The organism is Candidatus Krumholzibacteriia bacterium, from assembly GCA_029865265.1.
Lineage (GTDB): Bacteria > Krumholzibacteriota > Krumholzibacteriia > WVZY01 > JAKEHA01 > JAKEHA01.
The window spans coordinates 71,277-98,119 of the sequence record JAOUHG010000003.1; the positions used below are offsets into that span (position 1 = coordinate 71,277).

A 26,843-nucleotide genomic window follows, 5' to 3' on the forward strand; every position below is an offset into this window, starting at 1 on the left:
CCGGGGGGCATTCCGGACATCCGGCCGGGGACGGCCCGGGTCTGCCCTCCAAAACCCTCGACACCGGGTCCCCTCACCCACTAATATGGGGAAAGAATGAGCAGGCGGACGACGTGGACACAAATCGTCGGGACGGGTAGCTACGTTCCCGAGCGGCTGGTTCCGAACCGGGACTTCCTCAGCAACCGTTTCTACTCCCAGGACGGGCAGCCGCTCGACCGGGCCCCCGCCGAGACCATTGAGAAGTTCGCGTCGATCACCGACATCGGTGCACGCCGCTACGTCAGTGACGATCTGGTCACCTCCGACATCGCTTTTCTCGCCGCCCGGGACGCCATGGAGAACTCCGGCGTGGACCGCGAACAGCTGGATTACATCGTCGTGGCGCACAACTTTGGCGACGTGGCCGCGAACAACCGCCGTAGCGACATGGTTCCGACCCTGGCCGCCCGCGTCAAGCAGCGCCTGGGGATCAAGAACCCCAACACCGTCGCTTACGACCTCCCCTTCGGGTGTCCCGGCTGGCTGCAGGCGGTGATCCAGGCGGACTACTTCATCCGTTCCGGCGACGCGAAGCGCGCGCTGGTCATCGGCGCGGAGACGCTCTCGCGAGTCTCCGACCCCCACGATCGTGACAGCATGATCTATGCGGATGGCGCCGGCGCCTGCGTGCTGGAGGCGGTGACCAGCGAGGTGCCGGTGGGCATCATTGCACACTGCACCCGTTCCGACACCATCGAACACGCCACGCTGCTCCACATGGGACCGTCCTACAATCCTGAATTCGAGGGAAACGATCTGTTCCTCAAGATGCACGGTCACAAGCTCTACGAATACGCGTTGCGCCACGTGCCGCGCGTGGTCAAGGACTGTGTCGCCCGCGCCGGACTCTCGCTCTCCGATATCTCCAAGATTCTGCTGCACCAGGCCAACGCCAAGATGGACGAGGCCATCCTCGAGCGCGTCTACAGCCTGTTCAAGGCCTCGCCCCCACCGCTGGTGATGCCCATGACCATCGCCTGGCTGGGCAACAGTTCCGTGGCCACGCTGCCGACACTGCTGGATCTGGTCTTGAAGGGGAAAATCGAGGATCAGTCGCTGCACCCGCTGGAGAACATTGTGCTGGCGTCGGTGGGCGCGGGCATGAACATCAACGCCATGGTATACGCCTTCCCCACCGCCCGCTGACCTACTCGTAACGCAGCGCGTCGATCGGGTTGAGACGCGAGGCGCGAATGGCCGGCACCAGCCCGAACACGATTCCCACCGTCGAGCAGAACACGAGGCCGATGATCGCCCACTCCAGAGGCACGTTGACCGCGAACGAGGTAAACGCGGTGATCACGTTGCCAAGTGCAAACCCCACCACGATGCCGATCACACCGCCGATATTGCACAGGATGACCGCTTCCAGCAGGAACTGGTAGAGGATATTGCCCGGCTTGGCCCCGAGGGACTTGCGGATGCCGATCTCCTTGGTGCGCTCGGTCACCGACACCAGCATGATATTCATGATGCCGATCCCGGCCACCACCAGCGCAATGATCCCGATCACAAACGCGGCGATTTTCACCTTGGCCGTGGTCTGGTTGAACTGGGTGATCAGGCTCTCGCTGTTGAAGAACTCGAAGTTGTCCTCTTCGTTGGGCCGCACACCGCGCTCGCGACGCAACACCTGGCGCGTCTCCTCGATGGCGTCGTGCACCAGCTCCGGTGACTTGGCACGCACGGTGATGTTCACCGAACGCGAGAAGCCGTCGCGGTTGACCATGCCGTAGATGTCCAGGAAGGTGGTGATGGGAATGAGCACGTAGTTGTCGTAGTTCGACCCGAACGCGGACTTCTTCTCGTCGAATACACCGATCACCTGGTACTTGCGGCCGTCCAGGCGGATCTCCCTGCCGATGGGATCGGTGAAGGGAAACAGCTTCTGGCCGATGGCGTAGCCGATCACCGCCACGTTACGCCCGCTCTTGACGTCCATCTGGGAGAGGTTGCGCCCCAGCCCCACCCAGTGCGTATTGTTGTCCGGGTACTCTGGCGTCCCACCGCAGATGGAAATGTTCGGATTGGTCTCCTCGCCCCGGTACTCCACCACGTAGCCGAAGTCCCACAGCTCGGAACCGACGATGTCGACCGTCTCCACCTGGTCGCGGATGGCGGCGGCATTCTCCACGGTGAGGGGCGGGCGCCGCATGGCCTTGCGCCGCTGTTCCGCGGAACTGAACCCGCCCGCCGGCCACTTCTGCACCTGGAAGACCTGGCTGCCGAGCACGCTCATCTCCTTCTCCATGGTGGCCTGCACCACGGAGATGGCGGTCATGACCGCGATGATCGACGCCACCCCGGCCACGATTCCCACCAGCGTAAGCGAGGAGCGCAGCTTGCTGGCCAGAATGGCCGCGACGGACATGGAGAACAGGTCTGGAATACGCATGGCCGTGTACCTACTCGTAGCGCAGCGCCTCGACGGGCCGCAGTCTCGCACCTCTGAATGCCGGCACGAATCCCGCCACCACCCCAACCGCAATTGAGACCGCCACCGCTGTGAGCAGAATGGGTATCGAAACACTGGCGGGCATGAGCATCTTGTTGATCACCGCGGTCAGCGCCGACGCGATGGCGATCCCAACCAGCCCGCCCAGCAGGCAGATCGCAGCCGCCTCGAAGAGGAACTGAAACAGAATGCTGTGGGGCTTCGCGCCGATGGCCTTGCGGATTCCGATTTCGCGGGTGCGCTCGGTGACCGACACGAACATGATGTTCATCACTCCCACCCCACCCACGAAGAGCGAAATGCTGGTGATCAGCAGCCCCACCAGCAGCACCACACCCATGACGTTGTTGAACGCTCCCACCAGCGTATCCAGCTTGTTGATGGAGAAATTATCCGGCTCCGAGGGCCGCAGTTGGCGAATCTTGCGCATCTCACCGATGACCTCGAACTCGAGATCCGCCACCGCTTCCTGCGAAGGCGCCTTGACGGCCACGTTGACGTTCTGGTGGCGCTCGCCGCCGAAGGCCTTCACGTACGCGCTGATGGGAACGAATACCTGGCGGTCGAAGTTCGGTCCACCCAGGAAGCTACCACCCTGCTTCTCCATCACACCGATCACCCGAAACGTGCTGCGGCCGATCTTCATCTCCTGGTTGATGGGATTGGCACCACCGAACAGGCCGTCGCGAACGTCGGTGCCGATGACACACACGTTCTTCTTGTAGGTCACGTCGAAGTCGGTGATGAAACGGCCCGTCTCGGGTTGCGCCGTGGAGACCATCGTTTGCCGGTCGGTGGTACCCACCACGCGTACCCCCTCCATGGTTTCGGCGCGATACTTGAGATCACGCTGGTCGCCCATGCTGGGGTTGACGATGGCCTTGCCTCGGAGCTTCTGCTCGAGTTGCTCGACCTGGCGCAATTCCATAGGGGGGCGGTTCCGGTACAGGAAGAAGTCGTTCATGATCACCCAAGGCATGCGCGACACATAGATGACGTCGGTGCCCACGGCGGAGAAACTCTGGCGGAACGTGCTCTTGAGCCCGTTGGCCGCGGTCATGGTGAGGATGACCGCCACGATGCCAATGATGATGCCGAGCGTGGTGAGTGTGCCACGGGCTTTGTTGGCACGCAGCGCGCCCAGCGCTATCTGCAGTGCTTCCTGCAGTTCGATCCAGAACCTCACCGCCGGCTCACCTCCTCAATGCGCGCCCATCGACCGGGACTGCGATGTCTCATCACTCTCGATCATCCCGTCCTTGAGACGGATGACGCGCAGCGCGTGTTCGGCAATGTAGTCTTCGTGGGTAACCAGGATGATGGTCTGGCCGGAGGCATGCAGTTCATCCAGCACCGCCATGATTTCATCGCCGGTCTTGCTGTCAAGATTGCCGGTGGGTTCGTCGGCGAGAATGATGGAGGGACGGCCCACCAGTGCCCGCGCAATGGCCACCCGCTGCCGCTGTCCGCCCGATAGCTCGTTGGGCTTGTGTTTCATGCGCGCGCCCAGGCCCACGCGGGCGAGCGCCTCCTCGGCCCGCTGCCGGCGCTCCGACTTCGCCACTCCGGCGTAGATCAGCGGGAGTTCCACATTGTGAAAGATGTTGGCGCGCGGAATGAGATTGAAGGTCTGAAACACGAACCCGATGCGGCGATTGCGGATCTCGGCAAGCTGGTACTCCGACATCTCGGCCACCGGCTGCCCCTCCAGGAAATAGGTCCCCGAGGTGGGCACGTCCAGACAGCCGATCACGTTCATGAGCGTCGACTTGCCAGAGCCCGACGGACCCATGATGGCGACATACTCGTTGCGGACGATGTCCAGAGACACGCCGCGCAGCGCCTTGACCTCGTCGGCGTCGGCGCCGTATGTCTTTACCACGTCGCGCAGACACAGGCTTGCGCTGGAGCCTTGGGGTGCGCTACTCACCGGATCCACGCGCGTGCTCCCCTCCGGCGTCCTTCTCCTCGTTCTCGACGGTGACCACGGCCCCGTTCACCAGGTCCTTGGAAATGGCGCGGTAGCTCCCGGTGACAACTTCCTCGCCCTCTTCGAGCCCGTCGAGGATCTCGATCAGTTCGTCGCTCTGGATGCCTGTTTTCACCTGTCTGGCCACCGCCTTGCTGTCCTCGATGCAGAACACGATCTCCACGAAACCGTCACGGTCCGCGGTGAAGCGCGCCTCGGCATCCTTGCGTTCCTCACCAGCCGCGGCCAGTTGGTCCACCGTGCGCACGGCGACACTCTGAATGGGCACACTCACGGCATTCTCGTTTGTCTTCGTGAAGATATCGGCGCTGGCCGTCATCCCCGGGCGCAGCGTCTCGGGCGGGTTCTTGATGGTTATCTTGATTTCGAACTCGGTCTTCTGGTCCGCGGACCCCGCGCCCCCAACATTGGCGCTGTTGGCGATTTCGGTCACCGTCCCGGTGAGCGTCTGGTCAAGGAGCGCGTCCACCTCGATCTCCGCCTCCTGGCCGATCTGGATCGAGACGATGTCGTTCTCGTCCACGTTGACCTGGGCTTCCATCTCCGAGAGGTCGGCGATCACCAGGATCACGTCGGGCTGGAACTGCGAACCGATGGCAATCTCACCCTGTTCCTTGTTCAGGTCACTGATGGTCCCCGCCATGGGCGCGTAGATGGTGGTCTTGGAGAGGTCGTCGCGCGCCTGTTTGAGCGCCGCCCGCGCCTGCTCGGCCTGGTCCTGGGTGGACTTGTAGCGCGCGGTTTCCACCTTGTAGGCGGCGTCGAGCACGTCGAAGTTGGCCTGGGATTCCATGCCCTTCTCCAGCAGCTCCCGGGAACGGTTGTACTCCTTCTCGGCGCGCAGCATGTTCTCGCGCACCAGCACGGCGCTGGCCTCGGCCGAGCTCACGTTGGCCTCGGCGCTCTCCACCGCGGCCAGGAAGCGGGTGCGGTCGAGTTCCAGCAGCAGCGTGCCCTTCTCCACCCACTGCCCCTCAACCACCACGAGCCTGGTGATCTTGCCGCTCACGTCGGCGCTGATTTTCACCTGGGTCCGGGGCTGGATGGTCCCGGTGCCGTTGACCTTCTGGACGATCTTCTGGCGTTCCACACGGGCGGTCTGGACCGTCAGCGCCTTGTCGCCTCCGTCCCGGAAGGCCATGATGCCGGCAACGCCGCCCAATACCACCACGGCGGCAGCGCCGATCCAGAGGGGTTTGCGTCTCATCGGGGGAAATCCTCCATATCCTTGCGATTGAGGGCGTTATCAGGGTGTCTGGAAATCTGGTAGGACTACGGCGAAACCGGGCGGAAGGTTGCTTCGGGGGGCCCGCGGGACCGGCCCGGCCCGTGGCCGCACCGGTCCCGTCCCAGGGGGGCTAAAAAGCGCCCATGAAGCCCAGGGTGCCCTCCGACTTCTCGGCATCCGCATCGAACGTGTACTCCACGAGGAAGCGCATGTTGCGCGCCACCATGTAGTTCACCGTCGCCGTCAGGCGTCTGGTGTCGTACAGGTCGCCGCCGCTCTCGATCACGTTGTACAGGCCCGAGAACAACCACCTCGATTCCGACCCACGGGGCATGAAGATGAGTTCCGCAAAGCCGCCATCCGTCTCCGTATCGGTCGAATCCGGGACCACGAAGAACGCGTTGCTGTCATTGCGGCGCAGGTACTGCAGGTTCAGCTGCCACTTCTCCCCCGCATCAATCGTGGCATCACCTCCCGCGTAGTACACGTCGTTGCGCGTGCCGAACTCGTTCTTCTCCTCGTTGTAGTAGCCAAACGCACCCACCCTCACCGGTCCCAGCGCCTGGCTGGCGCGCAGTGCCGACGCTTTCTGCGTGTCCACATCGAACACGCGATCCTCCGCCGCCGGGATGCCGTTGCCGTTGAGTAACTGCGCCACCAGATCGAGGCCGAAGTCGAAGCCGTAGGTGAACATGAGCCCGCGGTCATAGGTGAGGTTGGCCTGCGATTCCCCGGGACGGAAACGGTAGATGAGGTAATCCTCGAACTCCAGGCGCAGTTCGCGCTTGAAGAGAGGATCCGACACCTGGAACTGCCCGGCCATCACGTCGAATTCGCTGCCCCGGATGTTGTTGAAGTGCAGGTAGGCATCCTCCAGGCCGGCCACTTCACCGCGTTCGAACACGTAGAAGTAGAAGTAGTACGAGATGTTTCGCGTCACGCGGCCGCCGCTCAGGAGTTTCAGCCCGTAGGGAACCTGCAGGTCCGCGTCGACCGCGCTGGATTCCTGCCCGCGCAGATAGGCATCAATGCGCACGGCCAGCGGGAGATCCGTCTGCAGCAGGAGCTGGGTATCCCCCGTGTCGATGGTCGCACGCTTGGGCTCTTCGCCGTCCGGCAGAACGAAGCCATTTCCCGCGAACTCCTCTCCGTACGGCTTGAGTTTGGGCGCCGCAACGTGGCACATGGTGCAGGAGACGCGGTACTTGCGCGCAAACGCGGGAATCGCCCCCGCCGTCCCCCCGGGAAGGAGCGGTAACGCCGGCACCGCGATGGTAACGCTGATCAGGGCTGCGGCCAGTGATTGTCGGGTGGTCATGATGTCCTCTCCTCTGGGATGAAAGGTTCGTTTCGTTCACCAGCTCACGTCGAACCACGTCTCGCTCCGGTTCACGAGAAACGCCTCCATTTCCTCCTCCGGAACCTCCAGATACTCGCCAACCGAGTGCACGAGGCGCCGGTAGTAGATCTCCGCCACCACGCGCACGCGCCCCTCGGGCATGTCGTCGGGGACGGTCCACGTGTAGGTCTCGACCTTCGTCTCGCGGGGACCGATGCGGTAGTCGACACCAAGCGACGCGGTGTTCCACTGCGCGATGGTCATGCGCCCCTTCGGATCGAAGTATGGCAACCGGAAGATGCGGTCCCCCTCGTAGGGCAGGGCGTCGCGCGGCAGGCCCGCGAACCCCTCGAGCCCCAGGATGTCTCCGATGTCCTGGTAGGCGAGTGCGTCCTTCGAGGAGATGGTGAATTCCTCTCCCTCGAATCCCTTGCGATCCACGGGCAGGTGGTATTCGTTCCCCTCCGCATCCCACGCCCGCACCGTGAGCCACAGCTGGCGCTCCTCCGCGGACCCGGAGGGGATCTTGTGTCCCGCCTTGTGGTTGAAGGCCTGTGCCTGCAGCGTGATCGGTTCGCCGGGCACGGCATCGCGCGTGTTGGGATGGATGCGCACCTCCACTGAGCCCCGCAGCTTGCTCTGTGAGTGCGCGCCGTGAAACAGGTGATGGCGCATGTCGTCGCGCATCTCCGCCTGCATGGCGTTGCGGCCCTCGCCCGCCGGCATGTGGCAGTCCTGGCAGCGCACACCCTCGCGCGCGTAGGGGCCCGCGGCCCATTCGCGCTGGGTGGACTTGACCCACACGCCATAGGGACTCATCTCGTTGTGGCACGTCCCGCACATTTCGGCCGTCTGGGTGAACTCGTGAAACTGAGTCGTGTGGTGGGGCGACTTGACACCATCGCGATTGCCGTACTTGGTCCGGCCGGGAGAGATGGTGAAGCTGAAGTTGTAGGGGTCACCGTTCTTCCCCGTGATCGTGTGGCATATGTCGCACGACACGCCTTCGTTGGCCCGCGACCCTTCCGAGGGCGGCGGCGGGGGAACGTCTCCGGCAATGAAGGCGCCGGGCGCGTGACACCCGTTGCAGCCGGCCTTGACGCCCGCGACCTTCGGATCCTTCTCCGCGTGGGGCACCGCGAGCTTGAAATATTCGATTTCGTCCCAGTGGTGCGTGTACGACTGCGACATCATGGCCTGCTGCCACTGCATGTAGATATCGATGTGGCATGTTCCGCAGGCGCGCGGGGATTCGAAACTCTCGTAGCTGCCGGTGCCAAGAAGCGCGTCGCCGCTGGGCTGGGAGCCCTGGGCAAATGCGGCGGCGGGTACTATGAGGATGGCCGCACCAAGAAGCAGTGCAATCTGCGCGCGGGCTGTCATGAAAACCCTCCTTCGCGCGGTTGAATGATGCGGCCGATTATTCTACTTGCAGATTATAATATCTGTTTCTTGGTGAACACCCAAGACCTATTCTCAATCGGGGGTAACAGGCGAGAGCCCGCCCGTGGAATGCGGCGCGCGATGACAGGGCGGCACGCCGCGTTCCACGTGGCGGTTGGGGCGGGATCAGTGCCCGGCACGTGTCACGATCAGCAGCAGGGCCGGATCAGTCCGACCACCTTGCCCAGGATCTGCACCTGGGGGCCGTGTGCGTCGATGCGCACCGGCCCCAGTTGCGAGACGAGGTAATCACCGCCCGCCCGGGTCTCGTAGCGCTTGACGGATACCTCGCCGTCCACACGCGCAACAACCACATCGCCGCTCTGTACACCCGGGTCCGGGGCCACGACGATCAGATCTCCCTCCAGAATGTGGGCGTCTGCCATGCATCCGCCTTCCACCCGCATGAGGAAGTTGTCCGGCTTGTCGAACAACGCGCGATCGAGCAGATAGGTGCCCGCCGTGTCCTCGCCGGCAACCGCGGGAGCGCTTCCGGCGGCAACACGGCCCCTCAGCGACAACGACAACACACCCTCCTGGGCGGCCGGTCCCAGCGAATCCGGGCGATGCAGAAAACGAATCGCCCGCGACTTGTCCCGTCCGCGATGGATGTATCCTTTGCGTTCCAGCGCCTGCAGATGCTGGCTCACGGAACGCGGCGACTTCAAGCCCGTCGCCCTGCAAATCTCCCGCACCGTCGGGGGATACCCGAAATCACGGGTGTGCGATCCCAGATACTCAAGAATCTCCTTTTGACGGCTCGTCAGGGGGAGTTTCTCCATGACCATTCCCTCCTTCAGCGACAACGATCTCCATGGCATCGCACACCTTTCTTCCGTCACGCATTCTGACCTTGCCCAATACGATTGCGTGACTCCCGTCGTTCACTGGCTCGCCCTTATGAACGACGCGCTCCCAGGGTACGAAGACGCGCACAGATCCACTGGAGTCGAACAGTTCGAAGAAACCTACCGTTTTACCAGAACTGGTCTTGTAGTCATGGAGATTCCGGATGCGCCCGGCCAGTTCAACTGGGGTGGCGCTCGGGTGGGGATAGAACTCCATCATCGAGGTAACTACGCGGAAACCAGCCCGCGAGTTACCATCTTTTCTTATCGGTGACCGGTCGGATGTGGGATACGAATGCGGGGTACCAGACGTCTGGATGGTGCCGAACAACATTCCCATCTGCTCGGAGGGTTCACGCGGGACCGACGGCTGGCGTGGCTGTTCCGCGCCTTCCTGCCCGCCATTCGCGACCGAGTCGAACGCCCCCACCCGGACCAGAGCATCGACAACCTCAAAGCTAATACCCGCTTCTGCCGCCGCACAACTGAATTCATCCACGCTCGTATACCGGCCACGCCCACGCATACGAATGATTGTATCCGCGACCTCGCGTGTGACGCCGTTCACGTCCCACAACGGCGGTCGGATCTTCCCGACTTCGACCCGGTGCCGGCGCCCGCTCAGATTCACATCGCACCCCAGCCACTTCCCCTCCGCTTCCAACAGTTCCCGGTAACGGCGCCGCTTCTCTCCACCGGCGGTGTGGTCGAGCAGGTTGGCGAAGAAGCGTATCCGGTCCGCGTGCTTGAATACCAGCGCGCGATGAATGAGCAGACACTCGGCCAGTATGCGCTGGCGATCCTGCGCGCGCTCGGCCAGGCGCAGAAAACGTCCAAACCAGGCGGTGGCATCATCGAGGGGCACCGAAACCTCGACGGTGAGTGCAAGGAACTCCCGGCGTAAGGTGGCCAGGTTGCCGGGCGTGTGCTCGCGGAACCGGCCCAGCAGCGCCGATGCGTCCGGTGCACTGAGACCGGTGAGGCGGGCCATCACGTCGCGGGCCTGATCCCGGAACAGCACCCAGCCGTTGGTCGGCGCCAGGATTTCGCCCACCAGCGGGGCCGCCGGCACCGCGGGCGCTTCACCGCGGAACGCCTGCATGCGCGCCGATAGTCCCAGGCCACCCCCGCGGTGTCTCAGCAACGCAACAAACTGGACCAGGTCCGCGAAACAGGAGATGCCGAAACCCGGGGCCAGGGCGCCGGGACGTCCCTCGAGCAGATGGATCCCGTCGAGGTCTCCGTACGACACCAGGGCGTAGGGTTCCATCTCACCCGCATCCCAGTCCTCATCGCGCCCGACCCACGCCAGCACGTGCAGTGCGTCAATATCGATGCGCCGGATTCCGCCCAGCGGAAACGAGTCGCGTGTGGACTGGATGAAGTGATCCCCCGTCTCGGGGTTTACCGTGTATCCGAACATGGCGCGCAGGGAGCGTGACGCGACCGCGATGGTCCGTTTGGTTCGCGAGAAGCCGAACGGCAGCCCCTCTATGGACGCCGCGTGCGCCACCAGGTCCCGAAACACGGGACTCTGGCGGTAGAGCCTTCCCAGCGAGCGATTGTCTTCCGACAGCTCGCGCAGTGACGTTCCGGGATGACGCGTTGCGATTCGCAGCGCCTCCTCGAGTTCGGCGGCCGGCACGTCGACCCGGCGCGCACCGATGCGCAACGCACGCGCGGCCGTGATGTGCTCCACCGAGGGCACGTAGCCGATACTCGCGTCGTCGTAGACATGGTTGAGCGTGGCCAGCACCCGGGGGCGCTGCTCGGGGGCAATCTGAAGGTCGAGGATACGTGTTTCCTCCACGCGGCCTTCAAACTCCGGGTCGAAGTGCGCGTCGAGCGCATAGGGATCAAAGACGGTGATCCCCAGCAGCCAGGCGCAGCGCGATTGCAGGGTCAGACCCGTGGCCGGGCCGATGTTCACGCCCGCGGCACGAAGCCTGCGCACGATCTCCTCGTATTGCAGAAAGCGATCCCCGGTTCCGAGGCGCTCGATACGTGCGAGTTCCGCTGCGACCACCTGTCTCAGGCCGGCGGGCGGCGCGACGGGGCCCGCTTCACGCGCCCGCAGCGCCGCATCCAGGCGCGCGCGCAGCACTCCGCGCTCCGCTCCCGCGCCATCGAACAGGGGAATACTTCCCGACGGCTCCACCGATCGTTCCGCGGCATCGAACAGATCCGGCTGCACCAGTGCCGCGATCAGCGCCGCGTTGGCGTGGGCCTCGGGCAGCCCGTCGAACGCATCGCTCATCTCCGCGGCCGTGCGCATTCCGTGCCCGGGGCGCGCATCGCCCACACGCGCATCGCCAAAGACCTGGTGCTCAAACGACGCGTCGTCGCCGGTGACCACCAGTTCGGCGAGTTGCGGCCGCGCGGGACCCACGAAACGGACGTCCTGTACCAGCACGGGGGGAACGCCGGCGCCACGCGCATCGGCGACGAACGCCTCCTGCACCGATGCCTCCCCGTCCGGGAGCCCGTCCCGGGATTCCACGAACACGCGGTCGCCAAAGACCTCGCGCAGCGGGTGGAGCAGGTGGCGAATGTCGATATCGGCGCGCGCGAGATCGAGCCCCGCGATCGCAACCACCCCGTCCCCCATCCCCTCGATGTCCTCCAGGTACACGCCCTGCCGCGCCTCGCGCCGGGTTGCCGAGAGGGTGGCGGCCGCGCACACGTTGCGCAGACCGGTGCGGTCCAGGGCAAGCAGGATCAGTGTCTGGACGGGATCGTCGCCGGATGGCGGGTTGCTCCAGTCGATGAGCAGGAGCGCGCCGTAGATGGGCTTGACGCCGACCTCGCGGGCCGCGCGGTGGAACTCTGCGAATCCGAAGGTCCCGCTGACATCGGTGAGGGCAACGGCATCGAATCCAACGCGCCGGGCATGCCGGCAGACATCCCCGGGCGTCGACAGCCCCAGCCCCAGGCTGTACGAGGACAGCACCCGCAAGTGGACGAATGGTCGAGTGTTACGGGTGGCCACCACCCCTCCGTTCCGCGCCACCACCCCGGAGACAAAGGTCGCTCCCCGGAGCAAACCAAGCCGCTAACTTCTTTTGTAGCATAGCAGTACAGGAACCCATCGTCAAGCGGAGAGAAACAGACAGGAGCCTCTTGTTAATTATTTCACATGTGACTACACTGAATAGTGAGCGTTCGCTAACCAAGGAGACCGATTGCCGACCTCAGCCCGCATGAAGAACCGCCCCGAACAGATCCTGCGCGAGGCCGCCCGGCTCTTCGCTTCGCGTGGATACCGGGGCACGTCCGTGCGCCGGATTGCGGAGGCCTGCGGGGTGAGCGAAGCGGCACTGTACCGCCACTTCCCCGGCAAGGAGCATATCTACGAGGCGGTCATCGCCTGGAAGGCGGGCCAGCACGACATCGCCGGGCACCTCGCGGGGCTGCGCGACGCCGCGGACATCGAGAGCGTGCTTCGGGGGGTGGCAGAGCACATCCTCGGCTTCCTCGAGAGCGATCCCGAGCTCCTGGCCCTGAAGTTTGGCGCCTGCATCGAGTCCGACGCCGCCGCCCCGATCCTGTTCCGCGAGGTCCGTCTCCCCTACATCGACTTTCTAAAGACGGAAATCGAATCCCGCACCGCTCGCGGAGAGCTGCGCACGGTGGACCCTTTCATCACCGCGCGCTGTTTCGTGGGCATGGTGATGGACTGCGCGCTCTCCGCCGGCGTCTGGAACCGTGCCGCCGGCCTCGATTTCGACAGTGCCGCCGTTGTCACCAACAACGTCCCGATCTTCGCCCGCGGCCTCCAGAACCATGCTTCGGCATGACGCGTACAGCCTGATGTTCGGCAGCAACAACCTCTTCTACAGCGATATGACCGCGAGCAAGTGGGGGCCGGGCGCACAGCACGACTTCCCGCTCGTCGCCACGCCGTAACCTCCGGGGCGCGGCGACACAACGCAAAACGGGCTACGCGAATCGCTCGCGTAGCCCGTTTGCATTTGGTGAGCCGCCCGGGACTCGAACCCGGTACCACCTGCTTAAAAGGCAGGTGCTCTACCTGATGAGCTAGCGGCTCCCGATTCTGGTCTTCTTCCTACAGTCCCGCGGCCGCCCCGCGCGCAAGCGGCATCTCCACCATGGCGGAGCGCTCGGGGCCAAGCGACACCAGATGGATGCGGCACCCGACCAGCTGCTCGAGCCGCCGGATGTAGGCGATGGCGCGCGGGGGCAGGTCTTCGAGTTGCTTGCCCTCGGTACGCGCCTCCCAGCCCCGGATCACCTCGTAGTGGGGCCGCACCGCCGCAACGTCGCGTGCGTCCGCCGGAAAAACATCGACGGAACGCTTGCCCGCCCGGTACGACGTGCACACCTTGACCTCGGCGAACGAATCGAGCACGTCGAGCTTGGTGAGCGCAATGTCGGTGATGCCGTTGATCTGGACCACGGTGCGCGCGGCCACCGCGTCGAACCACCCGCAGCGGCGGGGCCGCCCGGTGGTGGTGCCGTACTCGCGCCCGATCTCGCGCAGCCTGCGTCCCGGCGCGCCCTTGTCCTCGGTGGGAAACGGCCCGTTGCCCACGCGCGTGCAGTATGCCTTGAAGATGCCCACGATGCGGCCGAAGGCCGACGGCGGCAATCCGGTGCCGATGGCGGCACCGCCCGCGCTGCACGAACTGGACGTCACAAAGGGATAGGTCCCGTGGTCGATATCCAGCAGTGAGCCCTGCGCACCCTCGCACAGCACGCTCTTGCCGGCCGCCTCCGCCGCCCACAGGATGGGCCGCGTGTCGGTGATCATGGGCAGCAACCGGCGCCGCGCGCTCAGAAGGTCGTCGACCACGCGTGCCGGCGAGAGCGTCTTTGCGCCGCGAAGCTTCAGCAGGCGGTTGTTCTCGCGCACGCGTGCCGTCACCAGCTCGCGCAGCTGCGCAGGGCTGCGGCGCAGGTCCGCCATGCGCACGCCGTCGCGCCGCGCCTTGTCCGCGTAGGCCGGCGAGATCCCCTTGCGGGTGGTCCCGATGCCGCCATCGACGCGGCGGTCCTCGGAGTCACAATCCAGCGCGATGTGGTACGGAAGCACCAGGTGCGCCTGGTCGCTGATGTGGATGCGCCCGGCAAAATCCACACCCTGTTCGGCGAGCCCATCGATCTCGCGTACCAGCGCGGAAGGGTCGATCACCATACCACCCCCGAGTACGCAGGCCGTCTGCGGATACAGGATACCCGACGGCACCTGGTGAAAGGCGAAACGCTTCTCACCCACCACCACGGTGTGGCCCGCGTTGGCCCCACCCTGGAAGCGCACCACGAAGTCCACCTCGCGTGCGAGGTAATCGATGATCTTGGCCTTGCCCTCGTCGCCCCACTGTCCACCCACAACCAGAGTAACCGGCATGATTCCTTCCCTGCGCCACTCCCGGCGCGCGCGTCAAGGCCACCCGCAACGCGGGTGGTGACGGAATTCTCTTCGCATTGTTTCGCAGCGCGCGGGCGCGCACCGTCGATGATGCAGAAGGCGCCCGTGTCACCACGGGCCGGGTCATTATAGGGACGGGCGCCCGACGGGTCAACGCCCGTGCCTCGCCCCGGGGCCCAGCGGGCTCAGCGGTTCACCGCGTCGCGAATCTCGCCTCCGGTGAGCGCCAGTCCGATGGATTCGGCCACGTCCGTGGCCACGCGGCGCTGCGCATCCACCGTGGCCGCCCCGAGATGCGGGGTGAACACCGACCGCGGATGGCGCAAGAGCGGGCTGTCTCCCGGCGGCTCCTTCTCGAAGACGTCCATCGCCACCGCGCGCACCTTGCCCGCGTCCAGGGCCTGGAGCAGCGCGGCCTCGTCCACCACGCCCCCGCGCGAGCAGTTCACGATCACCACCCCGTCCTTCATGGCGGCAATCTCACGGGGGCCGATGAGCCCCTGTGTGTCCATGCCCAACGGGACGTGCATCGTGATCCAGTCGCTCCGGCGAATCACCTCCGGCAGTTTCATGAGTTCGACACCGATCTCAAGCGCCTGGTCGGCCACCACGAAGGGGTCGCACGCGAGCACCCGCATCTGAAAGGCGCGCGCGCGCAGCGCCACCTCCCGCCCCACACGTCCCAGACCCACCACACCCAGCGTCTTGCCGGCCAGCTCGACCCCGAGAAACGAATTGCGTTCCCACTTTCCCGCCGTCAGCGACGTGTGCGCGCGGGGTATCTCGCGCGCCACCGACAGCATGAGCGCCATGGTGTGCTCCGCGGTGGAGACGGTGTTGCTGCGGGGCGAGTTGATCACCACGATGCCACGACGCGTGGCCGCGGCGACGTCGATGTTGTCCACACCAACCCCCGCGCGGCCGATGAACTTGAGACGCTTCCCGGCCTCGATCACCGCCGCGGTGACTCTGGTGGGGCTGCGCACGATGACGGCCTCGAAGTCGGGGATCATCGCGCGCAGTTCATCCGGCGCCGGTGTTCCCATGGAGACCGTCTCGACGCCCTCGAACGACTCCAGCTTCCTGACCGCCTCGGCGGAAATCCCGTCGGTGAGGAGAACGCGGCTCATCGCTTGCCCGCACCACCCGCGTACGACTCGCGCAGCGCCGCGACACCCCTTCCGAAGGTGTTCAGCAGACCCAGGTCGTTGAGCGTCGCCTCTAGCGCCGAAACCACCGCGTACATGTCGGTGGCATCGTAGTGACCCAGGTGACCGATGCGCACAATCTTCCCCTTCAGCGCGCCCTGCCCGCCCGCTATCTTCACCCCGTAGTGCTTCTCCAGGTGTTTCTGGATCGCACCCGCCGAATCACCCGGCGTGCGCACCGCGGTGGTCGCGTTGGAAGGAACCGCGGCGAGAAGCTCCAGCCCCATCGCGGTCACCGCCGCGCGCGTGGCGCGCGCGTTGGCGTCGTGGCGGGCGATGATGTTCTCGATTCCCTCCGCGCGCATCATTTCCAGTGCCGTGCGCAGTGCCAGCACCAGCGTGATGGCCGGAGTGTAGGGGGTGTCCCCCTTCTCCGCGGAGGCAAGGGCCTTGAGGAGATCGAAGTAGTAGACCGGGTGCCGCCCCTCGCGCATGCGTGCCCGTGCGCGCTCGGAGACCGCCACGTAGCCGAGTCCGGGCGGGATCATGACACCCTTCTGAGATCCACCCACCACCGCGTCGAGCCCCCAGTCGTCGGTACGCACGTCGTGTGCGCCGGCGCTGGTGATGGCGTCGACGCCGATCAATGCGCCGTGCGCGCGCGCGATCTTCGCGAACGCCTCGACGTCCTGCAGAACCCCGGTGGCGGTCTCCGAGTGGGTGGCAAACAGGACCGCCGCGCCGGGGTTGCTCATGAATGCGCGCTCGACCGCGGCGGGTTGCACCACCTGTCCGTACTCGGCCTTCAGCGTCACCACCTTCATGCCGTACGCCTCGGCGATTTCGCGCCAGCGCTCGCTGAACTTTCCAAGCTCGGTGGTGATGACCGTGTCACCGGGACGCGTCATGTTTACCACCGCCGCTTCCATCGCGCCCGAGCCCGACGCGGTAAGGATGGCGACCGGGTTGGTCGTGCGCAGGATGTACTGCAGACCCGACATGGCATCCCGATGGGCCTGGCGGAACGCCTCGGTGCGGTGGTGGATGAGGGGCCGCGCCGCGGTCTCCAGAACTTCGGCTGGAATGGCCGTGGGACCGGGCGTAAACAACCGTGGGGTCTTCATGCGTCTGATCTCCTTGCGATGCTCCCGATTATACGCGGCCCGCGGACGCTGGCAAGGCGCCGGTCACAGCGCAAAGGAGGCCTCGATCCAGGCCCACAACTCCTTGCGCCCGTTACCGGTGACACTCGAGAACGCAACCACGCCCGTGTCCGGCCGCACGTCCAGTTCGCGGATGGCCGCCGAGATGCGCCCGCTCATGGACGACTTGCTCACCTTGTCCGCCTTGGTGAACACGAGGCACATGGGCCGCCCGGTCGCGTCCAGGCGCCGCACGGACTCGACATCGAGGTCGGTGGGCTCGTGGCGGGCATCGATCAGCTGCACCAGCGCGTTCTTGCGCGGCTCGGCGAGGTACAACTCGAACATCCGGGTGAAGCGGCGCGACTCGGACCTGGGGATCTTGGCGTAGCCATAGCCGGGCATGTCCACCAGGAAGAAGCGGTCGTTGATTCGGAAGAAGTTGGCCGCGCGCGTCTTGCCCGGGGTCTTGGAAATGCGCGCCACCCCCTCGCGCCCGAGCAGGGTGTTGATCAGCGACGACTTGCCCACGTTGGAGCGCCCGAACAGCGCCACTTCGGGCCGCGGGTCCGCGGGAAAGCCGCCGGGGAACCCGAAGGACCCCGTATACTCGACAGTCTTGATCTTCATATGAAAAAAACGCGGCCGCTTTGGCTTGGTCGCCGGGCCGCAGGGCGATTATAATGACCCGCGGCGTTTCCAGGCCACAGAAACGTCCTCTGAATGACGAATTCCTCCCCCATCCAGAGCCTGCGCGCGGCGGGACTCAGCGAGTCGGCCGCAGAGCGCCTGTCCGGATACCTTGCGCGCGCGGGCGCCATGGACCCGGCGGCCGGCTGGAGCCTGGTTTCCCGCGAGGCGCTCGATCCGTCGCTCCCCCACGCGGCCCATCGCTTTCTCTACGACACGATCTTCGCCGCCTGGGACGGCTCGCGCGGTCCCCGTCCCGCCTGGACCCCCACCTCGGACGAGGCCGCGGCCACCCACATCGCCGCCGCCTGCCGCCGCCTGGGGCTGGATGACTACGCCGGGCTGCACCGCTGGTCGGTTCGTCACCGCACCGAGTTCTGGCGCGACACGTTGAACACGCTCTCGATCCGCTTCCGGACGGAACCGGGCGGGATACTCGACGTCTCGCGCGGCGTGGCCAACGCGCGCTGGCTCACCGGGGCACACCTCAACATCGCCGACAGCTGTTTTCTCGCCTCCGGCGACACCACCGCCATCATCCACCAGCGTCCGGGTGAGCCGCCGGCGCGGATCAGCTATGCGGACCTGCAGGCACTCAGCAACCGCTTCGCCAATGGTCTGCGCGCGCTGGGCGCGAAGCCCGGCACGGCGGTCGCGGTCGCCATGCCCATGACCCTGGAGTCCGTGGTTGCCTACCTGGGGATCGTCAAGGCCGGATGCGTCGTTGTTTCGGTGGCGGACAGTTTTGCGGCGGATGAAATCCGCACGCGGCTGCGCATCGCGGGCGCGGAGATTGCGGTGACGCAGGACATCGTGGTGCGCGCGGGCAAGACGCTGCCGATGGCCCGGAAAGTCTTCGACGCGGGCGCGCGCATCTGCGTGGTGGTGCCGCACGCCGGCAAGCCCACCGTGGCGCTGCGGGAGGGGGACTGCGCGTGGGACGCGTTTCTCTCCGACGACGACCGCTTCGAGGCCCACGCCGGCGCCGCCGACGACCCCACCAACGTGCTCTTTTCCTCCGGCACCACCGGCGACCCCAAGGCGATCCCGTGGTCGCACGCGACACCCATCAAGTGCGCCATGGACGCCCACTACCACCACGACATCCACCCCGGTGACGTGGTGGCGTGGCCCACCAATCTGGGCTGGATGATGGGGCCGTGGCTGATCTACGCGAGCTTCGTCAACTGCGCCACCATGGCGCTGTGCGGCGACGCGCCCAACACCGCGGCGTTCTGCCGCTTCGTCCAGGATGCACGCGTAACCATGCTGGGGATCGTGCCCAGCATCGTGAAGGCGTGGCGCGCGGGCGATGCCACCGACGGCGTGGACTGGTCGTCGATTCGCGCCTTCAGCTCCACCGGCGAGGCCTCCAACGCGGACGATTACCTGTGGCTGATGGCGCGGGCCGGCTACCGTCCGGTGGTGGAGTACTGCGGTGGCACCGAGATCGGCGGCGGCTACCTCACGCAGGCGCTCACCCAGGCGGCGTCACCCGCCACCTTCTCCACACCCTCGCTGGGTCTCGACGTGCGCATCGTCGACGAGGACGGCAACCCCGCCCATAACGGCGAGCTGTTCATCGTGCCCCCTTCCATCGGCCTCTCGCACACGCTCCTCAACCGCGACCATGCGGAGGTCTACCATGCGGGCACGCCGCGCGGTCCGGTGGGCGAGACCCTGCGCCGCCATGGTGACCAGATGGAGATGCTGCCGGGCGGGTACTACCGGGCCCACGGGCGCGCGGACGACACCATGAACCTGGGCGGCATCAAGGTGAGTTCAGCGGAAATTGAACGGGCGGTACTGGGCGTCGAAGGGCTCAGCGACGTGGCCGCAATCGCGGTGGATCCTGCCGGCGGCGGCCCCAGCCGGCTGGTGCTGTACGTGGTGGGCGAGAAACTGGATGCGGCCGCAGTCAAGTCTTCGGCCCAGAAGGCCATCGCCGCGAGACTCAATCCCCTCTTCCGGGTCCACGACGTGTGCGTTGTGGACACCCTCCCCCGCACCGCATCCAACAAGGTCATGCGGCGGGTTCTGCGCGATCAGTACCGCGCGTAGCGGAGCGGGATCGCGACCGTCGCTAGTGCGCGACGTTCGACTCGATGTACTCGAAGTACCCGGGGCGCTCGCGATCGGTCTGCGGCTTGACGGCCCGGCTGCGTGTGCGCGGCAGCGGCCGCTCCAGCGCAACCCGCAGCACATCGCGCAGTGTCTCGGCCGTGTGGATCTTCAGGCCGTTGCGCACTTCACGCGGCAGCTCCTTGATCAGCTGCGATGAGCCCTTGGGAATGATGACTTCCTTGATGCCCGAGCGCAGCGCGGCCACCGTCTTCTCGTTGAGGCCCCCCACCGGCAGCACCTCGCCTTTCAGGGTCAGTTCTCCGGTCATGGCAACGTCGCGCCGAACCGGGATCCCGAAGAAGTTTGACACCAGGGCGGTGGCAATCGACACCCCCGCGCTGGGCCCGTCCTTGGGAATCGCGCCCTCGGGCACGTGGATATGCACGTCGATCTCGTGGAAGAAGTTCTTCTTGAGCGGAAGCACGCGCGCCATGCTGCGCGCGTAGGAAACCGCGATCTGCGCCGACTCCTGCATCACCGCACCCAGCTGGCCGGTGAGCGTGATCTTTCCCGTCCCGGGCATGAAGGCCGCCTCGATGTGCAGGATGTCCCCGCCGAAGCTGGTCCAGGCGAGCCCCGTGGCCACGCCCACCATGTTCTTCTGCAGGATCTCCTTCTCCGAGAAGGGCGGTACACCCAGGTAGCTGTCGAGTTTGCGGGCGGAAATCTTGACCGTGGGCGTCTTGCCCGAGCTGGCCACGTTCTTGGCCACCTTGCGCAGGATCTTGGCGAGTTCGCGCTCGAGACTGCGCACACCGGACTCGCGCGTGTAGGCCTGGATCACGCGCCGCATCGCTGCATCGCTCAGCATCACGTCGCTGCCCTTGAGCCCGTGACGCGTGAGCATCTTGGGCAGCAGGTGCTTGCGGGCGATGCGCACCTTCTCCGTTTCCAGGTAACCCGGCAGCCGGATGATCTCCATGCGGTCCTGCAGTGCCGCGGGAATGGTGTGGGTCACGTTGGCGGTGGTGATGAACATCACTTCGCTCAGGTCGAACTCCACCTCCAGGTAGTGATCGCTGAACGAGTGGTTCTGCTCCGGGTCCAGCACCTCCAGCAGCGCCGACGCGGGGTCACCGCGAAAATCGCTCGACATCTTGTCGATTTCGTCGAGCAGGATCACCGGATTCTTGGTTCCCGCCTTGATGAGAGACTGAATGATGCGCCCCGGCATCGAACCGATGTACGTGCGCCGGTGCCCGCGGATCTCCGCCTCGTCGCGCACCCCGCCCAATGAGAAGCGTACGAACTTGCGCTCGGTCGCGTCGGCGATGGACTGGCCCAGCGAGGTCTTGCCCACGCCCGGCGGGCCTACGAAGCACAGGATGGGCCCCTTGAGGGTGCTGGAGAGCTTCATCACGGCCAGGAACTCGATGATGCGTTCCTTGACCTTGCGCAGGCCGTAGTGATCCTCGTCGAGCTGGCGGCGCACGGCGGCCAGGTCCAGCTTGCCGTCCGAGCGAATGTTCCAGGGCAGCGCCAGCATGGTGTCGAGATAGTTGCGCACCACCGTGGCCTCCGGCGACAGCGCGGGCATGCGCCCGAGCCGGTCGACTTCCTTCATCGCCACTTCGCGGGCGCGTTCCGGCATGCCGGCCGCTTCCACCTTCTCGCGCAACTCGTCCACCTCGCTGGACTCGTCGCCGGCGTGGCCCAACTCCTTGCGGATCGCCTTCAACTGCTCGTTGAGGTAGAACTCCTTCTGATTCTTCTGGACCTGGCTGCGCACCTCGCCCTCTATCTTCTTCTCGAGGCGCAGGATCTCCAGTTCTTCGGCCAGGATGGTGCCCAGCATGCGGTAGCGCTCGGGCAGGTCGACGGCCTCCAGCAGCGGCTGCTTGGATTCGATCTTGGCGATGATGTGCGAGGCGATCGAATCGGCCAGACGGTCGGGGTCCTCGATGGGCAGTACCGAACGCAGCACTTCGTCGGGGATGCGCTTGTTGAGCTGCACGTACTCGGTGAACTGCGACGACACGCTGCGAACCATGGCCTCCATCTGGTTGGAGGCGAGCGAAGCACCGCTTACCGCGCGCACCTGGGCGCGCAGGTACTTGCGGCTGCGGTGGAAGCGCGCGATTTCGCCCCGCGAGACGCCTTCCACCAGGATGCGCATGGTTCCTTCCACCAGCCGCATCAGCTGGAGAATCTTGACCACGGTGCCCAGCGAGTACAGGTCGCCCGGCTCGGGATCGTCGACGTTCATCTGGCGCTGGGTGACCACCAGCAGCAGGCGTTCGCCCTTCATGGCCTCGTCGAGCGCGGCGAGCGACCGGGGACGACCCACCAGCAGCGGCGTGATCATGCCCGGGTAGATGACGACGTCCCGCAGCGGCAACACCGGCATGCTGTCGGGAATGCTGACGACCTCGTCCTGACGATCAGAAACGGACATGTTGAACCCCTCCAGGGGTCAGGATAAGACGGACGATGAAAATGTCGAAGCGGAATCGTACCGGGCTGCCGCAGGCGCGCAACTCTTTACGCTTCCTTGACGCGGCGGTCGCGCTGAATGACGATTTCGGGCTCCATGTGCTTCAGAATGGTGTCCTCGCTGATGACCACCTTGCGCACGTCGGTCCGGGACGGGATATCGTACATGAGGTGGAGCATGGTCTCCTCCATGACGGCGCGCAGGCCACGGGCCCCGGTCTCGCGCAGGCAGGCGATGCGGGCGATGGCGCGGATGGCGGAATCGTCGAACACCAGCTCCACGTCCTCCATCTGGAAGAGCTTCTTGTACTGCTTGGTGAGCGCGTTCTTGGGCCGCGTCAGGATTTCGACCAGCGCGGCGTCGTCCAGCGCGTCCAGCACGCCCACGATGGGCAGGCGGCCCACCAGTTCCGGAATGAGGCCGAACTTGATCATGTCCTCGGGCGCGACGTGGCGCAGCATCTTGGCGCGCTCCTCGCGGGTGCCCGACGACTGCTCGCGCCCGAAACCCAGCACCTTGCGGCCGGTGCGCTGCTCGATGACCTTGTCCAGGCCCTCGAAGGCGCCGCCGCAGATGAACAGGATGTTCTTGGTGTTGATCTCAATGTAGTTCTGCTGCGGAATTTTGCGCCCGCCCTGCGGAGGCACGTTGGCAATGGCACCCTCCAGCATCTTGAGCAGCGCCTGCTGCACGCCCTCGCCGGACACGTCTCGCGTGATGGACGGGCTGTCCGACTTGCGTGCGATCTTGTCGATCTCGTCTATGTAGACGATACCCTTCTCCGCCGCCGCCACCGACGAGCCGGCGTTCTGATAGAGCTTGAGGAGGATGTTCTCGACGTCCTCGCCCACGTAGCCGGCCTCGGTGAACGCGGTGGCATCCACGATGGCAAACGGCACGCGCAGGAAGCGCGCCAGCGTCTGCGCCAGCAGGGTCTTGCCGGTGCCGGTGGGCCCCAGCAGGAGAATGTTGCTCTTCTCGATCTCGACCTCGTTGGTGGTGCGCTCGTGCATGATGCGCTTGTAGTGGTTGTACACCGCCACCGAGAGCATCACCTTGGCGTCTTCCTGCCCAACCACGTACAGGTCGAGGAATTCCTTGATCTCGCGCGGCTTGGGGAATTCGTCCGAGTCGAACAGCACCTGCCCGGAGATCTCGTCGTCCAGGATGTCCTTGCACAGCTTGATGCATTCGTTGCAGATATAGACCGACGGACCCGAGATCAACTTGGTGACCTCGTCCTGTCCGCGTCCGCAAAACGAACAACGCAGGATGTGTGGGTTGCCGATCTTCTTCTTCATGCTGCGTTAGCCTCTCCGGGGCTGCCCACGGTGGGGCGGGATGCAAATACGCCGTCGATGACGCCGTACTCCTTGGCCTCCTCGGCCGACATAAAGTAATCACGATCCGTGTCCTTGGCGATCTTTTTTACCGGCTGCCCGGTGTGGTCTGCCAGGATCACGTTGAGGCGGTCCCGCAGGCGCAGGATCTCCCTGGTATAGATCTCGATGCTGGACGCCTGGCCCTCCGAGCCCCCGGAGGGCTGGTGGATCATGACGCGGGCGTTGGACAGGCCCGATCGCTTGCCCTTGGCGCCCGCCGCCAGCAGCACCGCCGCCATGCTGGCCGCCTGGCCCATGCAGATGGTGGCGACGTCCGGCTTGATGTACTGCATGGTGTCGTAAATCGCCAGGCCCGCGGACACGTGGCCGCCGGGGCTGTTGATATACAGGTAGATATCCCGCGTGGCGTCCTCGGCCTCGAGGAACAGCATCTGCGCCACGATCAGGTTGGCCACCGTATCGTCAATGGGTGTGCCCAGGAACACGATGCGGTCCTTGAGCAGCCGCGAATAGATGTCGTAGGAGCGCTCGTAGCGCCCCGTCTGCTCGATGACGAATGGAACCGGAATATTCATACGTTCCGACATCAAATACCTCTCAGCTTCGGGTCTCCGATGATCCGAATATAATGTACATCCGCCACCCCGCCCAAGCCAAACCTACCCCGTCTTGACCGTGGTGCGCCCCCGCAGGAACGCCATGGACTTCTCGTCAAGCAAATCGCTTTCCAGATTCGCCCGCCGGCGGCCCTGATTCAGCAGGCCCCGGATTTCCGCCTCGGGTTTGCCCACCTGGGCGGCGATGACGCGGATGCGCTCGTCGATCTCCTCGCGCGTCACCGCCACGTTCTCCTGGCGCCGGATCGCGTCCAGGATGAAGTAGCGCCGGATGGCGCGCTGCGCCGTCTCCCGGTAGCTCTCGCGGATGGCGTTGTCACGTGCCTCGTCGTCGACGGAGCCCTCGCGCTGCCGGCGGTCCTCCTCGATGAGGGAGGCGAGGTAATTCTGTACCATCACCTCGGGAACTTCGAACGCGTTCCCGGCGATCACCGCGTCGATGATCTTCTCTTCCACCTCGCGGCGGAAGCGCGACTCCTCCTCGGCGTTGAGCTGCTCCCGAATCCGCAGCCGCAGCTCGAGCAACGAGGCCACCTGCGGGTCGACCCGCTTGGCGAAGCTGTCGTCCGCGTCCGGCAGCAGCTTCTCCTTGACCTCGGTCACCCGCACCTGGAACGACCGCGTCTTTCCGGCCAGTTCCGCATCGCCGAAGTCCGCCGGGTAGACCACCGTGATGGTCTTCTCGTCCCCGGCACGGGCGCCCACCAGCCCCGTCTTGAACTCCTCCAGCAGATTCTCGCTGGAGAGCGCCACCGGGTAATCCTTCACCCGGTGCGCTTCCTCGGGCTCACCCGCTTCGGAGAGCGGGACATAGTCCAGGACCGTGTAGTCAGCCGTGGTGGCGGCACGATCGACGGTGCTGTACACCGCCATCCGCTCCCGCAGGTGCGATACCATCTCGTCCACGTCGCCATCGGCGATCTCGCGGCGCGTGGCTTCGACGGTGAGCCGGTCGTAACCTTTCAGTTCGATGTCCGGGCGCACTTCGATATGGGCGTCGAAGGACAGGCCGCCCTCCGGGAACTCGACCTTCTCGAACCTGGGATCCCCCAGGGGGAACAGCCGCTCCTGGTGCAGCGCCTGTTCGAATACGGCCGGAAGCAGGTTTCGGACCGCATCGGTGTGAATGGTGTCCCCGTAGTTCTTCTGGATATACGCCAGCGGGACTTTGCCCTTGCGGAACCCCGGAATGCGCAGTTCGCGCCGGTACTCCGCGAGTACCCGTGACCGTTCTTTTTCCATCTCCTCGGCCGGCACCTGGATGGAAAGTACCCGCCGGGTGCCGCTGGGGCTCGCCACCGCAACCGAGAAGGACCGGGCCTCCCCGTGATCGTGGTCATGGCCGTGGTCGTGGCTGTGTCCCTCGCCGGGACCATGTTCGTGATCGTGTTCGTGCACGTGCGTCATCCTCTCCGTCCTGGTGCGAGAGGGGGGAGTCGAACCCCCACGAGTTTCCTCACTGGATCCTAAGTCCAGCGCGTCTGCCAGTTCCGCCACTCTCGCAAAACGGTAATTCTTTTACAAACAAACAGTTATATCGTTCCCACCCTACTGCAGGTGCTTCAGGACGATATTCGTGTACTCGCTCGTCTTGATGCCACTGTCTGTCGACAGCGACCGGATCTCACCCGACGTGAGCGCCCGGGTGATGGCGCTGTCCAGCCGCTCGGCCGCCCCCTGCTGCCCGAGGAAATCGAGCATCATCTGCAGCGCGGCGATTGCCGCCAGCGGGCAGATCAAGCCCTTGCCGGCGTGCTTGGGCGCCGAACCGTGAATGGGCTCGAACATGCTCACCTTGCCCGGGTGAATGTTGCCCGAAGCAGCGATGCCCAGCCCGCCCGAGATGGCGGCACCGAGGTCGGTGATGATGTCGCCCATCATGTTGCCGGTCACCGCAACGTCGAACCACTCTGGATTCTTCACCATCCACATGCAGGCCGCGTCGATATAGGCGTGGTCTCGCTCGATATCGGGATACTCCTGCCCCACCTCCTCGAAGGTGCGCGTCCAGATCTCCATGGCGCCGATGGCGTTGGCCTTGTCGATCAGGGTGAGCTTCTTGCGCTTGTTGCGCTTGCGCGTGATTTCGAATGCGTAGCGCACCGCCCGCTCGATCCCCTTGCGGGTCATGATCATCTGCTGGATCGCGACTTCGTCGGGCGTGCCCTTCTTGAAGTGCCCGCCGATCCCGATGTAGAGATCCTCCGTGTTCTCGCGCACGAACACCATATCGATATGCTCGGGCTTCTTGTCCTTGAGCGGGCACAGGTACTCCGCGTACAACTTGATGGGGCGCAGGTTGATGTACATGTCCAGCGTCCACCGGCACCCGCCGATGATGGCGCGCTCCAGAACGCCCGTCTCCACGCGTGGATCGCCAATGGCGCCCAGCAGGATGGCGTCCATCTGCTTGAACTCCTCGAGGGCGCCCTGCGGCATCAATTCCCCCGTCTTCAGGAAGTGTTCCGCGCCAAACGGATATGTCACCGTCTTGTACTTGAACCCTTCGATCTCACTGACGCGCTTGAGTGCGCGCAGCGCCTCGTCGGTCACTTCCGGGCCGACCCCGTCGCCGGGGATTACCGCAATGGTTGCCATATCGTCCTTCCTT

The 26,843-nt window shown here is 65.1% G+C and carries 21 protein-coding genes and 2 tRNA genes; 4 read left to right on the forward strand and 19 right to left on the reverse strand.

What is annotated here, in order from left to right:
- The first annotated feature begins 96 nt into the window (after window positions 1-96).
- Window positions 97-1,188: a ketoacyl-ACP synthase III gene (locus tag OEX18_02620; GenBank protein MDH4336152.1), complete on the forward strand. Its 1,092-nt coding sequence runs from the start codon at window positions 97-99 to the stop codon at window positions 1,186-1,188.
- Between the two features lies 1 nt (window position 1,189).
- Here OEX18_02620 and OEX18_02625 read toward each other — a convergent pair whose 3' ends face one another.
- The 8 genes from OEX18_02625 to OEX18_02660 form a co-directional block, all read right to left on the reverse strand.
- Entirely contained in the window at window positions 1,190-2,437 is a 1,248-nt protein-coding gene (locus tag OEX18_02625; protein MDH4336153.1) for an ABC transporter permease, read from the reverse strand.
- Between the two features lie 10 nt (window positions 2,438-2,447).
- Window positions 2,448-3,683, reverse strand: a complete 1,236-nt coding sequence (locus tag OEX18_02630) for an ABC transporter permease (protein MDH4336154.1) — start codon at window positions 3,681-3,683, stop codon at window positions 2,448-2,450.
- A gap of 15 nt (window positions 3,684-3,698) precedes the next feature.
- On the reverse strand, window positions 3,699-4,394 hold the full coding sequence (locus tag OEX18_02635) for an ABC transporter ATP-binding protein (GenBank protein ID MDH4336155.1): 696 nt from the start codon (window positions 4,392-4,394) through the stop codon (window positions 3,699-3,701).
- 25 nt (window positions 4,395-4,419) lie between these two features.
- Window positions 4,420-5,694 (reverse strand): efflux RND transporter periplasmic adaptor subunit, encoded by a 1,275-nt coding sequence (locus OEX18_02640; GenBank protein ID MDH4336156.1) that lies wholly within the window; start codon window positions 5,692-5,694, stop codon window positions 4,420-4,422.
- Between the two features lie 151 nt (window positions 5,695-5,845).
- The gene (locus OEX18_02645) at window positions 5,846-7,033 is read right to left on the reverse strand and encodes a hypothetical protein (GenBank protein MDH4336157.1); all 1,188 of its coding nucleotides are present in this window, start codon (window positions 7,031-7,033) and stop codon (window positions 5,846-5,848) included.
- 36 nt (window positions 7,034-7,069) lie between these two features.
- Window positions 7,070-8,437 (reverse strand): multiheme c-type cytochrome, encoded by a 1,368-nt coding sequence (locus tag OEX18_02650; protein MDH4336158.1) that lies wholly within the window; start codon window positions 8,435-8,437, stop codon window positions 7,070-7,072.
- Between the two features lie 209 nt (window positions 8,438-8,646).
- Entirely contained in the window at window positions 8,647-9,279 is a 633-nt protein-coding gene (gene lexA / locus OEX18_02655; GenBank protein ID MDH4336159.1) for a transcriptional repressor LexA, read from the reverse strand.
- Window positions 9,236-12,334, reverse strand: a complete 3,099-nt coding sequence (locus OEX18_02660) for a PHP domain-containing protein (GenBank protein MDH4336160.1) — start codon at window positions 12,332-12,334, stop codon at window positions 9,236-9,238. The genes lexA and OEX18_02660 overlap by 44 nt, the downstream gene beginning before the upstream one ends.
- 193 nt (window positions 12,335-12,527) lie before the next feature.
- Here OEX18_02660 and OEX18_02665 point away from each other — a divergent pair, with 193 nt between their 5' ends.
- Both OEX18_02665 and OEX18_02670 read left to right on the forward strand, forming a co-directional pair.
- Window positions 12,528-13,142, forward strand: a complete 615-nt coding sequence (locus OEX18_02665) for a TetR/AcrR family transcriptional regulator (GenBank protein MDH4336161.1) — start codon at window positions 12,528-12,530, stop codon at window positions 13,140-13,142.
- A complete protein-coding gene (locus OEX18_02670) occupies window positions 13,129-13,251 on the forward strand; it encodes a hypothetical protein (GenBank protein ID MDH4336162.1) in 123 nt (40 codons plus the stop codon). Before OEX18_02665 ends, OEX18_02670 begins: the two co-directional genes overlap by 14 nt.
- 66 nt (window positions 13,252-13,317) lie before the next feature.
- Here OEX18_02670 and OEX18_02675 read toward each other — a convergent pair.
- The 5 genes from OEX18_02675 to yihA form a co-directional block, all read right to left on the reverse strand.
- Window positions 13,318-13,393: transfer RNA gene (locus OEX18_02675), tRNA-Lys, on the reverse strand.
- Window positions 13,394-13,411: 18 nt separating this feature from the next.
- Entirely contained in the window at window positions 13,412-14,713 is a 1,302-nt protein-coding gene (locus OEX18_02680; GenBank protein MDH4336163.1) for an adenylosuccinate synthase, read from the reverse strand.
- A gap of 206 nt (window positions 14,714-14,919) precedes the next feature.
- Window positions 14,920-15,864, reverse strand: coding sequence for a hypothetical protein (locus tag OEX18_02685; protein ID MDH4336164.1), 945 nt, complete (start codon window positions 15,862-15,864; stop codon window positions 14,920-14,922).
- Window positions 15,861-17,006, reverse strand: coding sequence for an alanine--glyoxylate aminotransferase family protein (locus OEX18_02690; protein MDH4336165.1), 1,146 nt, complete (start codon window positions 17,004-17,006; stop codon window positions 15,861-15,863). The genes OEX18_02685 and OEX18_02690 overlap by 4 nt, the downstream gene beginning before the upstream one ends.
- A gap of 63 nt (window positions 17,007-17,069) precedes the next feature.
- Window positions 17,070-17,654, reverse strand: coding sequence for a ribosome biogenesis GTP-binding protein YihA/YsxC (gene yihA, locus OEX18_02695; protein ID MDH4336166.1), 585 nt, complete (start codon window positions 17,652-17,654; stop codon window positions 17,070-17,072).
- A 93-nt stretch (window positions 17,655-17,747) separates the two neighbouring features.
- Between yihA and OEX18_02700 the strand changes: the two genes are divergently transcribed.
- Window positions 17,748-19,775 (forward strand): AMP-binding protein, encoded by a 2,028-nt coding sequence (locus OEX18_02700; protein MDH4336167.1) that lies wholly within the window; start codon window positions 17,748-17,750, stop codon window positions 19,773-19,775.
- 22 nt (window positions 19,776-19,797) lie between these two features.
- Here the strand turns inward: OEX18_02700 and lon are convergent, their stop codons facing one another.
- The 6 genes from lon to OEX18_02730 form a co-directional block, all read right to left on the reverse strand.
- Complete coding sequence (gene lon, locus OEX18_02705) at window positions 19,798-22,233, reverse strand: endopeptidase La (protein MDH4336168.1); 2,436 nt, start codon at window positions 22,231-22,233, stop codon at window positions 19,798-19,800.
- Window positions 22,234-22,319: 86 nt separating this feature from the next.
- Complete coding sequence (gene clpX / locus OEX18_02710) at window positions 22,320-23,573, reverse strand: ATP-dependent Clp protease ATP-binding subunit ClpX (GenBank protein ID MDH4336169.1); 1,254 nt, start codon at window positions 23,571-23,573, stop codon at window positions 22,320-22,322.
- A complete protein-coding gene (gene clpP / locus OEX18_02715) occupies window positions 23,570-24,190 on the reverse strand; it encodes an ATP-dependent Clp endopeptidase proteolytic subunit ClpP (GenBank protein ID MDH4336170.1) in 621 nt (206 codons plus the stop codon). The genes clpX and clpP overlap by 4 nt, the downstream gene beginning before the upstream one ends.
- 84 nt (window positions 24,191-24,274) lie before the next feature.
- Complete coding sequence (gene tig / locus OEX18_02720) at window positions 24,275-25,630, reverse strand: trigger factor (protein ID MDH4336171.1); 1,356 nt, start codon at window positions 25,628-25,630, stop codon at window positions 24,275-24,277.
- Window positions 25,631-25,650: 20 nt separating this feature from the next.
- Window positions 25,651-25,735, reverse strand: a tRNA-Leu gene (locus OEX18_02725).
- A gap of 45 nt (window positions 25,736-25,780) precedes the next feature.
- Entirely contained in the window at window positions 25,781-26,830 is a 1,050-nt protein-coding gene (locus tag OEX18_02730; protein MDH4336172.1) for a 3-isopropylmalate dehydrogenase, read from the reverse strand.
- Window positions 26,831-26,843 lie beyond the last annotated feature (13 nt).

What these genes read in the sequence shown, in the direction of transcription:
- OEX18_02620 (MDH4336152.1), top strand. Translation starts at nt 97, where the DNA reads ATGAGCAGGCGGACGACGTGGACACAAATCGTCGGGACGGGTAGCTAC.
- OEX18_02625 (MDH4336153.1), bottom strand. Translation starts at nt 2,437, where the DNA reads ATGCGTATTCCAGACCTGTTCTCCATGTCCGTCGCGGCCATTCTGGCC.
- OEX18_02640 (MDH4336156.1), bottom strand. Translation starts at nt 5,694, where the DNA reads ATGAGACGCAAACCCCTCTGGATCGGCGCTGCCGCCGTGGTGGTATTG.
- OEX18_02645 (MDH4336157.1), bottom strand. Translation starts at nt 7,033, where the DNA reads ATGACCACCCGACAATCACTGGCCGCAGCCCTGATCAGCGTTACCATC.
- OEX18_02650 (MDH4336158.1), bottom strand. Translation starts at nt 8,437, where the DNA reads ATGACAGCCCGCGCGCAGATTGCACTGCTTCTTGGTGCGGCCATCCTC.
- lexA (MDH4336159.1), bottom strand. Translation starts at nt 9,279, where the DNA reads ATGGAGAAACTCCCCCTGACGAGCCGTCAAAAGGAGATTCTTGAGTAT.
- OEX18_02670 (MDH4336162.1), top strand. Translation starts at nt 13,129, where the DNA reads ATGCTTCGGCATGACGCGTACAGCCTGATGTTCGGCAGCAACAACCTC.
- OEX18_02680 (MDH4336163.1), bottom strand. Translation starts at nt 14,713, where the DNA reads ATGCCGGTTACTCTGGTTGTGGGTGGACAGTGGGGCGACGAGGGCAAG.
- OEX18_02685 (MDH4336164.1), bottom strand. Translation starts at nt 15,864, where the DNA reads ATGAGCCGCGTTCTCCTCACCGACGGGATTTCCGCCGAGGCGGTCAGG.
- OEX18_02690 (MDH4336165.1), bottom strand. Translation starts at nt 17,006, where the DNA reads ATGAAGACCCCACGGTTGTTTACGCCCGGTCCCACGGCCATTCCAGCC.
- yihA (MDH4336166.1), bottom strand. Translation starts at nt 17,654, where the DNA reads ATGAAGATCAAGACTGTCGAGTATACGGGGTCCTTCGGGTTCCCCGGC.
- OEX18_02700 (MDH4336167.1), top strand. Translation starts at nt 17,748, where the DNA reads ATGACGAATTCCTCCCCCATCCAGAGCCTGCGCGCGGCGGGACTCAGC.
- lon (MDH4336168.1), bottom strand. Translation starts at nt 22,233, where the DNA reads ATGTCCGTTTCTGATCGTCAGGACGAGGTCGTCAGCATTCCCGACAGC.
- clpX (MDH4336169.1), bottom strand. Translation starts at nt 23,573, where the DNA reads ATGAAGAAGAAGATCGGCAACCCACACATCCTGCGTTGTTCGTTTTGC.
- clpP (MDH4336170.1), bottom strand. Translation starts at nt 24,190, where the DNA reads ATGAATATTCCGGTTCCATTCGTCATCGAGCAGACGGGGCGCTACGAG.
- OEX18_02730 (MDH4336172.1), bottom strand. Translation starts at nt 26,830, where the DNA reads ATGGCAACCATTGCGGTAATCCCCGGCGACGGGGTCGGCCCGGAAGTG.